Raw genomic sequence first — 12,862 nt, 5'->3', positions numbered from 1 at the left:
AGACATCGCACCGATGCGGGTATGATGTAATGGTAGCTTGTCAGCTTCCCAAGCTGAACGCGCGGGTTCGATTCCCGCTACCCGCTCCAATTTTCATGCTCTTCACTGGCAAAATCGTTTATAAAATTAGCTAAGCCAAAGCTTTACAGCCACCCGCGCTCATAGGCTTGAAAGCGCGTGATGGACGCAAAACCTTGAAGCCACTTTTTGGTATTAGGTTTTTCCAACGCATATTGTTATCCAAAAACCGGAAACCACTTTTTGGCAATAGGTTTTTCCAACGCATATTGTTACCCAAAAACCGGAGGCCACTTTTTGGCAATATGCTTTAACCAACCAGCGCTTCGATATCCGCAATCAAATTCTTCGAAACGGTGACATAGCCATTCTCCATATTATTCTTGCGTGCTTTGTAACGGCGCTCTGAAGGCAAACGTGCGCCTTGCTGCACGATCGCTTCGAACAGTTCTTCCGATGACTGTTGACCCGCATCATAATCCTGACCACCAAAGAAATGTGGATCAAATGCCAAAATCAACTCGCCATGGTAGGGTGTACTTTTCGAACCGCCGTCATAGCGATAGGATTGCAGACTGGTAAGATCGCCAATCATCGATCCCGCCATCAATTCAATCATCGTGGATAGTGCCGATCCTTTATGACCGCCAAATGTCAGCATCGCACCGTCAAGCGCCGCTGTCGGATCGGTTGTCGGGACACCGTCTTGATCAACGGCCCAGCCATCGGCAAGAGGTTTGCCCATGCGGCGGTGCAGCTCTATCTCTCCGCGCGCAACAGCGCTGGTGGCAAAGTCGAAAACATAAGGAAATTTGTCTTGCCGCGGCCAGCCGAATGCAAACGGATTGGTGCCAAAGACCGGTTTTTTGCCACCCGCTGGCGCAACCCAGCTGTGGCTGGGGGTCATTGCCATGGCCACCAGCCCATGTTGGGTGATGGCTTCTACTTCCGGCCATAGAGCCGAGAAATGATAGCAATGATTGATCACCATGGCAGCCAAGCCATGCTGATGGGCCTTTTCTACCAAAAACGGCAATCCGGTATAAAAAGACAAGGGTGAAAAACCCTGTTGCGCATCAACACGTACCATTCCCGGCTTGGACGCATCAATGATCGGCTGCGCAGTTGTATTGACCTTGCCGGATTGAAGAGAATGAATACAAATAAGCAGCCGATAAAGTCCATGCGAATGACAATCGTCACGTTGGCCTTGGCATATCACCTCGGCGATAGCTTTGGCATGGTCGTTTGCGTAGCCACTTTTCAGCAATGTTTCCAGAGCAAAAGATTGCATCTCCTGCAATGATAGCCTTATCAAGTCACTCATCACCCGAAACTCTCAGTCTATTTCACCACAAAACCGTGTTTGTATGGGTCACGATCATCAATGAAAATCGTGTTCAAACCTGTCATTCTGGCCCAACCGGCGACCGATGGAATAATCGCCGACCTGTCTGCCAATGTCGTTATTTTTTCCACTCTGCCTTCGAACATTGAGCCAATGATGGATTCATGTATGAAGTCATCGCCTTCCTTAAGTTTGCCCTTGGCCGTCAGCTGCGCCATGCGCGCCGACGTGCCTGTGCCGCAAGGCGAACGATCAATGGCTTTTTCGCCATAGAAAACGGCGTTGCGGCCATGCGCCTGCGGTTGGGTAGGCTTTCCCGTCCACATAATATGGCTCAGATGGTTGATCTCCGGCTTTTCGGGATGCAGGAATGTGTATAGATTGTTCAAGCGCTCACGCAAGACCGGGCTCCATGCAATAAGTTGCAGGGCGCTGTAATCTGCCATATCGGTAAAATTCTGTTGCGGCTCGATAATGGCATAAAAATTGCCACCATAGGCCACATCAACCTTCAAAATGCCGAGATCGGGACATTCGACATCGAGCCCTTCCGCATAAAGGAAAGCAGGAACATTGGTCAGACGAACCTTATCGACATATTCGCCATTTTGCTCATAGACAATATCGACCTTTCCTGCCGGTGTATCCAGACTGATTTGTCCGGGGATTTTGGGGGTGATCAATCCCTGCTCGATGGCCATGGTGACAGTGCCGATCGTACCGTGGCCACACATGGGCAGGCAGCCCGATGTCTCGATATAGAGGACACCCACATCACAATCCTCGCGCGTCGATGGATAGAGGATTGAACCCGACATCATGTCATGGCCGCGCGGTTCAAACATAAGGCCGGTGCGAATCCAATCAAAGTCACGCAGGAAATGCAGGCGCTTTTCCATCATGGTTGCACCTTCAAGGCGCGGCCCGCCGCCTGCGACCAAGCGAACAGGGTTGCCACAGGTATGTCCATCGACACAGAAGAATGTATGACGTGCCATAATTAAAATCTCCCAGGTGCAAAGGGTGCCATCGCAATTTTCGGCCCCCTGTTTTCAATCAAATCTGTGATGAGACGTGCGGTGGCTGCCGATTGCGTTAACCCCAGATGTCCATGGCCAAAAGCATAAAGAACATGTTGGCTGTTCTTGGCAAAACCGATAACCGGAAGGCCATCGGGAATAGACGGCCGGAATCCCATCCACTGCACGCCATTTTCTGTTTTTAGTTCAGGGAAGAACATTTTGGCTTTGGTCAGCATGGCTGCCGAACGTTTGAAATTGGCCGGCAAATCAAGCCCGCCCATCTCCACAGCACCACCAACGCGAATACCGGTCGACAAAGGCACCATAACAAAGCCGTGCCCGCCAAATGTTACTTGCTGTCGAAGATCCAGACTATCGCGCGGCAGGGTTGTATTATATCCGCGTTCCGTATCAAGCGGTATGGTGTCACCCAGCGCTTTGGCAAGGGAGTGCGACCACGCACCGGTTGCAACAACCACATGGTTGGCAACATGCTCTGCCTGACTGGTGGTTGTCACACGCGCGCCATCTTGCTGCGGCGTGATCTTCAGGACCCTATCAACAATGAGATTGGCACCAAGTGACTGCGCATAATTCCAAAGCGCCTTTCCAAACAGTTTTGGATCGTTGACATTGCGCCACGCCGGAACGTAGCTCGCCGCAATAAAGCGAGGTGATAGGCCGGGCTGAATGTCAGCCATTTGCGCCGCGTTCATATGGTTGACTTCGATACCATAATGTTCTCGCAGTTTCCAACTGGGCAATGCCGCTTTGAATTCACCCTCACTTTCATAGACCTCCAAGGCGCCTGACGTTCCCAGTTGGCCTTCCAGCGCTGCCCGTTTGACCAATGCCATCATTTCACGATCGGCAAGCCGCATAAGAGCGACTTGCGCTTCAATCGTGGCTTTCTGTGCGGCAGGACGGGATGCCCGCCAAAACTGGTAAAGCCAAGGTGTCAGGCGGGGCAGATAGGACGGGCGGATGGTAAAAGGGCCAAGCGGATCAAGCATCCATTTGGGCAGTTTTTTGAAAACACCTTTCGAGGCAATAGGAAGAACATCGCTGAATGCAAAAGCGCCAGCATTGCCGGCGCTCGTTTCTTCACTCACCCCTGCCCGATCAATAACGGTGACGTGATAACCAGTTTCAGCAAGGACACAAGCTGTCGCGATACCGACAATACCTGCCCCGACAATAATCACGCTCTTAGAGACTTCTTCCATCTCAACTCCTCCCGGATATCGGACATCAAACGCCAAATTGATCCCCTGATCAATCCTGTATTTTCAATGCCCCATGACTATAGCGATCTTTGAAACAATTCTCGAAAAGTGTGAAACGGTTTTCGGATAAGAATTGCGGTAAAAACTAAGAGTTAGAGCTAATGCGTTGGCCCAAGATTGCGACCTAGAATGTCGGATTTGAGATATTGCCTATCCCTTATATTTCCCTACAGTTGAATCCGTCCATTCCGGTTCCCGCACAATTATCTTTGTCCTATCGTGTCAGCTTGGCAAAATCACCTGCCAGCAGCAAGCCCCGCCGCAAAGCGGGGCATCAGTTGTCATGCTTTACACGTTTGCACGGCACCGGGAAGTTTGCTCCACTCGCTGTACCAGCGATTGAACAAATGGAACTGACTTTCCACATAGCCGCGCTGGCTTTCCGTCAATTCGTCGGTTTCGTTGAAATGAAGCGTGTATTCCTTGTCACCCTTCAACACCATCATATATTTAAAATACAATACGAGGTCGGGACCGGCATCGAATGAGGATAAAACAGCAAGTGCATTCTCCAATTCCTGCGCGCGAATGCGCGCATCGGGATCACCCTTGGCTGCAGCTTGCGACAGTTTGCACAAATGGATGACCTCTTTCGGCAAGACATTGCCGATGCCAGTGATCGCACCTGTTGCTCCACAATTGACGAAACCATGGACAACCGTGGTATCAACGCCGATCATCAAGGTTACATCATCATTACGGCTGGTGATGGTTTCTGCCGCATAGCGCATATCATCAGCACCGCCGAATTCTTTAAACCCGATCAGGTTTGGATGATCGGCGCGAAGCGCGAAAAACAAGTCTGCGCGCGTGGCAAAACCGTAATAGGGGCTGTTATAGATGACAGCTGGAAGATCAGGCGCCGCAGACAGAATAGCTTTGAAATGGTTTTTCTGGGCACTGACCACGCTACCGCGCGACAAAACACGCGGAATAACCATCAGACCCTTGGCTCCAACCTTTTGCGCGTGCGCTGCATGAGCAACAGCAACGGCTGTGTTGACAGCACCTGTACCAACAATCACCGGGATACCAGCTTTAACCAGCGCTTCGACACCTTGCATACGCTGCGCATCGGTTAGAAGCGGCCAATCACCCATCGAACCACAATAGACAACGGCCGACATACCAGCGGCGATCAGCTCCTTACCCTTTTTAACAAGAGCATCGAAATCGGGGGTGCGGTCTGCTTTACATGGCGTCATCAGCGCCGGAATGACACCTGAAAAAATAGTGCTGTTCATGTTGTTCTCCTCACACGCAGTCGTTTTCAGCATTGATATATCAAAAGGATATCAATGCAAATATAATTGTCAAGATAATAATGGCGGGCTTCGTCTTTCTTGCTGATGCAACCTTGGCGCGACCTCACCGTTTGTTGCTTTACCAGCGTGGGGTTGCTTGCAAAAAAACGTTGCGAAACACGCTCGCACGGTTCATAAAGGTAAAAAACACGACGCTGTTTTTGATAAGTATGAAGAGTTAGGATTTTTACGATGAAAAAAAGCTGGTCAAAACCATCCATGTGCCAGGTTGCAGCCGGAATGGAAATTTCGCGCTATCTGCCTGCTGAAATCGCACAGAAGCGTTAATTTATCAGCCTGTTTCGGACTTGAGCCGAAACAGGCTTTTTCAGGTTCAATCGCGTGATTGTTAAAATTATAGGTTCCGCCGCTGGCGGCGGTTTCCCGCAATGGAATTGTAACTATCATCTCAGCCGCAATGCGCGCAACGCAGAAAACGGCTTCTTAGCACGGACACAATCCAGCATCATCGCTTCGGCCGACGGAAAGCGGTTTGTGCTGTTCAACGCGTCTCCCGACATCCGACAGCAAATTCAAAATACACCGTGCCTTCATCCCGATGCAGATGGCCCGCTTCGTTCAACTCCCATTGCTGCCGTTGTTCTGACCAATGCCGACGTAGACCATATAGCAGGTTTGTTAACCCTGCGGGAAAGACAAGCCTTCAACCTTTATGCGACAAAGCGCGTATTGGATGTGCTTGATGCAAACCCGATTTTCAACGTATTAAATCCTGATCTTGTTAAACGCCATATATTGCCCCTCACAGGTGTCACAGCGATTTGTGATGTGGATGGCAATCCCCTCGATATTACCCTTGAAACCTTCGTGGTCGCAGGCAAGATTGCTCTTTTCATGGAGAATCCGGCAGACGAAAATTTTGGTTCTCAAGACGGCGACACCGTAGGTTTGAAAATCGGCCAAACCGGCAGCAACAAGACGCTTTTTTATATTCCCGGCTGTGCGCAGGTTAATGTCGAACTTTTTGAGCGGGTAAAAAACGCCGACTGCCTGCTGTTTGACGGCACGCTTTTTCATGATGATGAAATGCTGCAGGCAGGGCTTGGGCCGAAAACGGGAAAACGTATGGGCCATATCTCCATGGCAGGCGAGCAAGGATCGCTTCGCGCCTGGCAAGATGCCTCAATTAACCAAAAGATTTACGTTCATATAAACAATAGCAATCCTGTCTTGGACGACCATGCGCCAGAGCGGCAAATGGTTGAAAAGGCCGGTTGGCAAGTCGCCTTTGACGGAATGGAGATTATACTGTGACAGATTTTCACAATTACGCCCGCAACGGACTGACTGGCGATGAACTGGAGCAGGTTTTGCGCCAAATCGGCGAGGAACGTTACCACAATAAACATCCCCATCATGCCTACATGATGGAAGGGAAAATGAGCAAGCTGCAGTTACAAGCATGGGCATTGAACCGCTATTGCTATCAAGCAGCTATTCCGCGCAAGGATGCGGCAATCTTGCTGCGTGCAAAAGATCCCGCATTCAGGGCCGAATGGCGCAGTCGCATTGTCGATCATGATGGCACAGACGGTTTGGACGGCGGCATTTCACGCTGGCTCAAGCTTGCAACCGGCCTTGGGCTTGATGAAGACATTGTAAAGAGCGAAAGGCAGGCCTTGGCGGCAACGCGGTTTGCTGTCGGCGCCTATGTGGAGTTTTGCCGTGACCGTCCTTTGTTGGAAGCCGTGGCATCGTCGCTGACGGAATTATTTTCGCCCGTTATCATCGCCGAGCGCGTACCGGGAATGTTGGCCAAATACCCTTATGTGACGGAAGAAACATTGGCCTACTTCAAGCCGCGGCTGACACAAGCTCCGCGCGATTCCGACTTTGCACTGGCTTATGTTCGCGAACATGCCGATACACCGGAAAAGCAACAGGCAGTCATTGATGCTTTGCTTTTCAAAACCGATATTTTATGGGCAATGCTGGATGCTTTGCAACATGCCTATGGCGAAAGCGGCCACATACCGCCCGGCGCGTTCAGGGGGTAAACAGGTGGAACCTGCAGACACAGCCAAACGACGCCATCGCGCTCTTGTTTCAAGCGATAGCCGGCCCGTTTTGTTGCCCCATGTTAGATTGTATTTCGATCCGGTTCGGCAGGCCTTCGCGCTTCTTTCACCAGAAAAGGTGTTTTGGCCGGACGATGTTGCATTGGACATTCTCCAGCTTTGTGATGGCGAGCGTAACGTCAAGGATATCTGTCAAATGCTCGCACAAATTTACGATGCCAGCCCGGATGATGTCCGCGCGGATGTCTTGGAATTTCTACAGGATTTCTCTGACCAATTGCTGTTGAAACTATGAGTACAGACGTTCTTCATCCTATCGGCATGTTGGCCGAGCTGACACATCGCTGCCCGTTGCAATGTCCCTATTGTTCAAATCCGCTGGCTTTGATGAAAGCCAATAAAGAGCGCGACACCGCCTTTTGGACAGCACTTTTTAGTGAAGCGGCGGCACTTGGCGTGTTACAGGTGCACTTATCGGGTGGCGAACCGACATTACGGCGGGATTTGCCAGAACTTGTGGCATGCCTGCGCGAAAACCAGATCTATTCCAATCTCATTACTGCCGGTGTGGGCATTGCAGCAAAGCAACTGGAAGCATTGGCAGTTGCAGGCCTCGACCATGTCCAGCTTTCTGTGCAAGGGACCGACAGCGCGACAACCGAAATCGTCGGCCAATATAAAGGCGGGTTTGAACAGAAACTGGCAACGGCACGTATGGTGCGCGCACTTGGGCTACCCCTGACAATCAATGCGCCAATCCATCGTCTCAATATGGATCAGCTGGATCGCTATATAGAATTGGCACTTGATCTTGGTGCCGAAAGACTCGAGATCGCCAATGTCCAATATTCGGGATGGGCGCTGATAAATCGCGCGGCCTTGATGCCCAAACGGTGCGATTTTGAGAAGCAGATGGAAAAGGTGGCTGCCTACCGTCAAGAGCTACGTGGCATCTTGAATATCGATTATGTCATACCTGATTATTTTGCCGACTATCCAAAGCCTTGCATGGGTGGCTGGGCAAAAGACGCTTTTGTGGTGGTTCCAGATGGAACGGTATTGCCTTGCCATGCAGCCGCCACGATCAAAACGTTGGAATTTCAAACCTATGGTCAGCATAGCCTTGCCGATATCTGGTGGCATTCAAGCGCATTCCAAGCCTATCGCGGTACAGGTTGGATGAAAGAGCCGTGCCGAAATTGCGATCGGCGCGACATTGATTACGGCGGTTGCCGTTGTCAAGCACTTGCCATTGCGGGCGATGCGGCTGCGACTGATCCTGCCTGCATAAAATCGCCATTGCACAGCCATATGCAAGAAATCGGACTGGCTGCCAGCCAATCAGACGCCGAACTTCAATATCGCCGACCGGGAAGATTTTAGAGCAATTTTTGACCTGATTTCATCAGGCCGGCGCGTCTCAGGCTTTTGACTTGTCGCAGTATCTTATCCGATGGATGACTCACATCAATCGGGTACCGCTCTAACGAACCGGCATCACAACGCGCATCAAACCATCTACGATATCCGCATAAAGCAAATGACGTATTTCCAAATGCCGTGACAGTTGACATAAAAGGATATTTTTTCCCTATTCCTTTGCTTTGCAAGCGGTTTCACCCTTGACGCCAGCGTGTCAACTTTTATAAATCCACGCAATCCCAAAAAGCCTCGGCAATAAATTGCGCGCAGCGATACCCAGCAAGAACAGGAAATTGCAATGTCTGAACATTCATCCGCCGATCAGGTGACCATTCGCCGTCGCAAAACCGGACTGACAGCAATAGACCGGAGCAAGACAGCCGGCGGCTTCACGCTTTTTGCTCCCCAGACATCGGACGGCGTTGTTTACCTCGTCGATATTGAAGGCAATGTGGCGCATACATGGAAAATGCCTGTACGTGCCGGACGTGACGCAGTGCTGCTCAAAAACGGTAATCTTGGCTATAATGGCAGCCTGATAAACTCCCCTGCTCCTTATCCGGCATGGCCGCTTTGGAAAGGCGGAGATTTCTATGAAGCCACACCTGATGGCGATGTTGTCTGGCAATTCCAAGATCCGACACATCACCATGATGCCCGCTGGCTGGATAATGGCAACCTGCTCTACGGCGCTGTAGAGCCTATGTCGAAAGAACTTTCCGCCCGCGTTTCCGGTGGTGACCCGCGACGCAATGCGGAAGATGGCATTGTCTATGGCGATGTTGTCAAAGAGGTAAACCGCGCCGGTGAGCTTGTCTGGCGTTGGTCGGCAGCAGAACATCTCGCACCGGAAGATTACCCCGTCCATCCGATTTTTGACAACCGCCATTGGCCGCTTATAAACGGCTTGGGCGAAACGCGTGATGGATTGGTTTTGATGAGCTTGCGCGTAACATCAGGTGTCATTGCTGTCGACAAGAAAACCAATAAGGTCGTCTGGCGCATCGGGCCGGATATTTTAGCCCAGCAGCATACACCGGTTGAAATGGCAGACGGTTCGATTCTCGTCTTCGATAATGGTAATATACGCTCCGGTGTCACATCGCCCCATTCCCGCGCTGTTCAGATCAATCCGCTGACCGGTGAAACCGTGTGGGAATATACCGACCCTGTCCGACCCTCATTCTTTTCGCCCTATATGGGCAGTGCCCAAAGACTCTGGAATGGCAATACGTTGATTTGTGAATCAGCATTTGGCAGACTTTTCGAAGTGACGCCGGATGGCACGCTTGTTTGGGAATACGTTATACCGTTCTTTGATGAATATCCCGACGACGGCTCGCGCAACTACGCAGCCGGACCGCAAAACAGCTGCTTCCGTGCCCATCGCTATGCAGCCGATAGCATTCACTGGCTGAATAAGGCTTGAAACAGCGCCTGGAAATGAAGATACAATGACAAAGCACAAAGCGGCTCGTCCGGTTCTGTTTACCGCAACCGGTAGCCTTATTGGCCGGTTGACACCCTTGAAGGGTGCGGTTTCCTTTGTGCTTGTTGTCTTATTGTGGTGGCTGGCTGTGCTGATTGCAAACCCACCCGAAACCATTTTGCCATCTCCCTTGGATGTTTGGAATGCCGCGGTCGAAATGGCAAAAAGCGGTATTCTATGGTCGGACCTTGCAACGTCGCTCTCGCGGGCGGCTATCGGCTTTTTTATCGGGGCTAGTCTTGGTATCCTTGCAGGCCTTTTGACGGGGCGCACAAGGTTTTGTCGGTTAATCCTCAATCCATTTCTGACATTGATGCGCCCTATTCCCGCCATTGCACTGGTTCCTGTAGCCATTGTCTGGTTTGGCATTGGTGAAGGCTCCAAGTATTTCGTTATAGCTTACACAGTTTTCTTGTCCGTATGGTTCAATACCCATCAAGGAATGGATTATGTACCGGATATCTATGTGAGGGCCGCCAACTCGTTGGGGACACCGCGCTTGCGTGAGTTTTTTCTGGTTATTATTCCGGCTGCAGCGCCCCACATTGTCGCGGGCATCCGCCTTGGCGTCGCACTGGCCTTCCTGAGTCTTGTTGCTGCCGAGTTGACCGGAGCATCGTCGGGGATAGGTTTCCGCCTGCAAGAGGCACGACAATATATCCGGACTGACAGGATGTTTGCCCTGTTGATCGAACTTGGTATACTTGGCGCATTGCTTGACACAATTGCCTATCGCATCGGCCGCCGTCTCGTCCATTGGCAACAAGCGTGAGAAGAGACATGCCTGATCATAAAGCCCACGCACTGCCCGGCCAAATTGTAGCGCAAAATCTTTCCATCCGCTTCCCGACAAAACAGGGATGGTTCGATGCCTTGGCGCCGACTGACCTGACACTTGAAGCCGGAACGTTCACAGCTCTTATCGGCCCATCGGGCTGCGGCAAATCCACCTTGCTGAATGCGCTGGCAGGCTTTGTAGAACCTGCGGGCGGCAGTATGACCATAGATGGAAAGCCTATTGAAGGCCCGACGCCTTCCATCGGCGTTATCTTTCAACAATATGCACTATTTCCATGGTTCACTGCACGCGGGAACATCGAGTTCGCCTTGCGAAACCAGAAGGTTTCCCGCGCCATACGGCGGGAACGCGCCATGGCGGCTTTGGCCGAAGTCGGTTTGCAGGATCAAGGCGAAAAATATCCCGGCCAACTTTCCGGCGGTATGAAACAGCGTGTCGCCATTGCACGCACCTTGGCCATAGAACCGAAAGTCCTGCTTATGGACGAGCCTTTCGGTGCGCTTGATGCACAAACGCGGCTTTCCATGCATGACCTTCTATTACGCGTTTGGGCCGAGCACCAAACAACCGTTCTTTTCGTAACCCATGATGTTGACGAAGCATTGTTGCTGGCCGACAAAATCCACGTCATGTCGAAAGCGCCGGGTAAAATAATACAAAGCTACGCCATCGAAACGCCTCGTCCGCGATCAGTCGCGCGTTTTGACGCTTCGTTATTGAGTATCCGTGCCGAAATTATTTCCCTCCTCCATCCCTCCATTGAAACCGCATAAGCAGGTTTCCCCACATTGAAGGATTATTTGATGCGCAAACTGTTTTCCCGCCGTTCGCTTTTGTCATGTTTTACTGTTCTCGCATTGTCCATGTCGTCATCACTGGCGCTTGCTGGCGAAAAGATTGTGCTTGCATGGTCACCAGCACCGCAAACGCCGCAAATTGATATTGCGGTTGCCAAAAAGCTTTTCGAGGCGAAAGGTCTGGATGTCGAGGTCATTTCTTTTCCCAGTGGCCGCGAGACGTTTGAAGCCTTGATTGGCGGCCAGGCCGACATTGCATCCATGGCTGAGTTGCCTGCCGTTACAGGCGCATTGCAGAAACAGGCCTTCGGCGTGGTGGCTGATTTAGGCCGGTTTAATGGCTCTCGTATCATCACAACGCAAAAGAGCAAAATAGCATCCATCAAGGATCTCGGTTCAAAACGTGTCGGTGTCACACTGGGCACCAATACCGATTTCCTGCTTGATAGCGTTTTAAAGGCCGAAGGTGTGAGTGCTGAGATCGTCAATGCCGCACCGAGCGATTTGATCGCCGCCCTGATGCGCGGTGATGTCGATGCGATTGTACCATTTCCCGGTTTCTATCTTGCGGCACAAAAGACATTGAAAGATAACTATAAAGAAATTGCGACACCGTCTTATCGCCCTCATTTCATCCTGTCAGCCAGTACAAAAATGATCGACACACGCGCCGATGACATCAGCGCCGTCTTGGAAGCTTTGATCGAGGCAGAAAGCTATATCGCCCAAAATCCGAAAGATGCGGCCGAGATCATGTCTTCAAATTTTGGTGGCAACATTGATGCCGACACCGTGCTTGCAATGTGGAAAGAAAGCGAGATCAAGCTCAATCTTGACGCCGATCTGCTGCAATTAATGCGTGAAGAGGGACAATGGATTGCGGATAAAGGCATTATCAAAGTGCAGCCAGATGCCATCGAAACGCTTTCAAAATACGTTGTCTCCACGCCGTTGAAAAAGGCCGCGGCAGAACGTGTCAACTTGCAATAGCCGTTATTGACAATTCTTAAACGCAGCACCATCCTTCTTTCAATTGCAACCCAGGGTCAGGACCTATTGATTTGAACGAAATGGTATGAGCGAATTCTGTTGAAAACGCGGAAGAGAGCCACAGGAAATATGGATATTTGCAAGGCTGCTCGACTTGGGTTTCGGTAAATTTGACCATATCCCGAAGGGACACAAAAACAGGTGCAATCTGCATGCTAGAAAAGCTCATACCTAAGTATACCACTTGGCTTTCGCTTTCCGTCGTGCATCTCTTTGCTGTTTATTGTGCCATATCATTTGATATGAATAAGTCCTGCCCCTAGGAACAAACACCAATACGTTGTTCCT

The 12,862-nt window shown here is 50.9% G+C and carries 13 protein-coding genes and 1 tRNA gene; 10 read left to right on the top strand and 4 right to left on the bottom strand.

Annotated elements, in window-relative coordinates; genetic code table 11:
• Nucleotides 1-15 precede the first annotated feature (15 nt).
• Nucleotides 16-89 (top strand) — tRNA-Gly (locus ACYSNS_RS11985).
• Between the two features lie 239 nt (nucleotides 90-328).
• Here the strand turns inward: ACYSNS_RS11985 and ACYSNS_RS11980 are convergent.
• From ACYSNS_RS11980 to ACYSNS_RS11965, 4 genes are all read right to left on the bottom strand, one after another.
• Complete coding sequence (locus ACYSNS_RS11980; RefSeq protein WP_461723401.1) at nucleotides 329-1,345, bottom strand: Ldh family oxidoreductase; 1,017 nt, start codon at nucleotides 1,343-1,345, stop codon at nucleotides 329-331.
• Nucleotides 1,346-1,362: 17 nt separating this feature from the next.
• A complete protein-coding gene (locus ACYSNS_RS11975) occupies nucleotides 1,363-2,364 on the bottom strand; it encodes a 4-hydroxyproline epimerase (protein WP_461723400.1) in 1,002 nt (333 codons plus the stop codon).
• Nucleotides 2,365-2,366: 2 nt separating this feature from the next.
• On the bottom strand, nucleotides 2,367-3,614 hold the full coding sequence (locus tag ACYSNS_RS11970; protein ID WP_461723399.1) for an NAD(P)/FAD-dependent oxidoreductase: 1,248 nt from the start codon (nucleotides 3,612-3,614) through the stop codon (nucleotides 2,367-2,369).
• Nucleotides 3,615-3,955: 341 nt separating this feature from the next.
• Complete coding sequence (locus ACYSNS_RS11965) at nucleotides 3,956-4,918, bottom strand: dihydrodipicolinate synthase family protein (RefSeq protein WP_461723398.1); 963 nt, start codon at nucleotides 4,916-4,918, stop codon at nucleotides 3,956-3,958.
• Nucleotides 4,919-5,170: 252 nt separating this feature from the next.
• Here ACYSNS_RS11965 and ACYSNS_RS11960 point away from each other — a divergent pair, with 252 nt between their 5' ends.
• From ACYSNS_RS11960 to ACYSNS_RS11920, 9 genes are all read left to right on the top strand, one after another.
• Nucleotides 5,171-5,266: a pyrroloquinoline quinone precursor peptide PqqA gene (locus tag ACYSNS_RS11960; RefSeq protein WP_461723397.1), complete on the top strand. Its 96-nt coding sequence runs from the start codon at nucleotides 5,171-5,173 to the stop codon at nucleotides 5,264-5,266.
• Nucleotides 5,267-5,320: 54 nt separating this feature from the next.
• Nucleotides 5,321-6,253, top strand: coding sequence for a pyrroloquinoline quinone biosynthesis protein PqqB (gene pqqB, locus ACYSNS_RS11955; protein WP_461723396.1), 933 nt, complete (start codon nucleotides 5,321-5,323; stop codon nucleotides 6,251-6,253).
• Nucleotides 6,250-6,996, top strand: a complete 747-nt coding sequence (pqqC, locus tag ACYSNS_RS11950) for a pyrroloquinoline-quinone synthase PqqC (RefSeq protein ID WP_461723395.1) — start codon at nucleotides 6,250-6,252, stop codon at nucleotides 6,994-6,996. The genes pqqB and pqqC overlap by 4 nt, the downstream gene beginning before the upstream one ends.
• 4 nt (nucleotides 6,997-7,000) lie before the next feature.
• Complete coding sequence (gene pqqD, locus ACYSNS_RS11945) at nucleotides 7,001-7,312, top strand: pyrroloquinoline quinone biosynthesis peptide chaperone PqqD (protein ID WP_461723394.1); 312 nt, start codon at nucleotides 7,001-7,003, stop codon at nucleotides 7,310-7,312.
• Nucleotides 7,309-8,400: a pyrroloquinoline quinone biosynthesis protein PqqE gene (pqqE, locus tag ACYSNS_RS11940; protein ID WP_461723393.1), complete on the top strand. Its 1,092-nt coding sequence runs from the start codon at nucleotides 7,309-7,311 to the stop codon at nucleotides 8,398-8,400. Before pqqD ends, pqqE begins: the two co-directional genes overlap by 4 nt.
• Before the next feature lie 337 nt (nucleotides 8,401-8,737).
• The gene (locus ACYSNS_RS11935) at nucleotides 8,738-9,868 is read left to right on the top strand and encodes an aryl-sulfate sulfotransferase (RefSeq protein WP_461723392.1); all 1,131 of its coding nucleotides are present in this window, start codon (nucleotides 8,738-8,740) and stop codon (nucleotides 9,866-9,868) included.
• A gap of 25 nt (nucleotides 9,869-9,893) precedes the next feature.
• Entirely contained in the window at nucleotides 9,894-10,700 is an 807-nt protein-coding gene (locus ACYSNS_RS11930) for an ABC transporter permease (RefSeq protein WP_461723391.1), read from the top strand.
• Nucleotides 10,701-10,708: 8 nt separating this feature from the next.
• On the top strand, nucleotides 10,709-11,500 hold the full coding sequence (locus ACYSNS_RS11925) for an ABC transporter ATP-binding protein (RefSeq protein WP_461723390.1): 792 nt from the start codon (nucleotides 10,709-10,711) through the stop codon (nucleotides 11,498-11,500).
• A 30-nt stretch (nucleotides 11,501-11,530) separates the two neighbouring features.
• The gene (locus ACYSNS_RS11920; RefSeq protein ID WP_461723389.1) at nucleotides 11,531-12,514 is read left to right on the top strand and encodes an ABC transporter substrate-binding protein; all 984 of its coding nucleotides are present in this window, start codon (nucleotides 11,531-11,533) and stop codon (nucleotides 12,512-12,514) included.
• Nucleotides 12,515-12,862 lie beyond the last annotated feature (348 nt).

The sequence above is a fragment of the Bartonella sp. LJL80 genome, assembly GCF_054871565.1.
This window is presented reverse-complemented; position numbering and strand designations above follow the sequence as displayed.

Bases quoted from the DNA above. Each gene is read 5' to 3' on its own strand.
- ACYSNS_RS11980 (WP_461723401.1), bottom strand. From the start codon at position 1,345: ATGAGTGACTTGATAAGGCTATCATTGCAGGAGATGCAATCTTTTGCT.
- ACYSNS_RS11975 (WP_461723400.1), bottom strand. From the start codon at position 2,364: ATGGCACGTCATACATTCTTCTGTGTCGATGGACATACCTGTGGCAAC.
- ACYSNS_RS11970 (WP_461723399.1), bottom strand. From the start codon at position 3,614: ATGGAAGAAGTCTCTAAGAGCGTGATTATTGTCGGGGCAGGTATTGTC.
- ACYSNS_RS11965 (WP_461723398.1), bottom strand. From the start codon at position 4,918: ATGAACAGCACTATTTTTTCAGGTGTCATTCCGGCGCTGATGACGCCA.
- ACYSNS_RS11960 (WP_461723397.1), top strand. From the start codon at position 5,171: ATGAAAAAAAGCTGGTCAAAACCATCCATGTGCCAGGTTGCAGCCGGA.
- pqqE (WP_461723393.1), top strand. From the start codon at position 7,309: ATGAGTACAGACGTTCTTCATCCTATCGGCATGTTGGCCGAGCTGACA.
- ACYSNS_RS11935 (WP_461723392.1), top strand. From the start codon at position 8,738: ATGTCTGAACATTCATCCGCCGATCAGGTGACCATTCGCCGTCGCAAA.
- ACYSNS_RS11930 (WP_461723391.1), top strand. From the start codon at position 9,894: ATGACAAAGCACAAAGCGGCTCGTCCGGTTCTGTTTACCGCAACCGGT.
- ACYSNS_RS11925 (WP_461723390.1), top strand. From the start codon at position 10,709: ATGCCTGATCATAAAGCCCACGCACTGCCCGGCCAAATTGTAGCGCAA.
- ACYSNS_RS11920 (WP_461723389.1), top strand. From the start codon at position 11,531: ATGCGCAAACTGTTTTCCCGCCGTTCGCTTTTGTCATGTTTTACTGTT.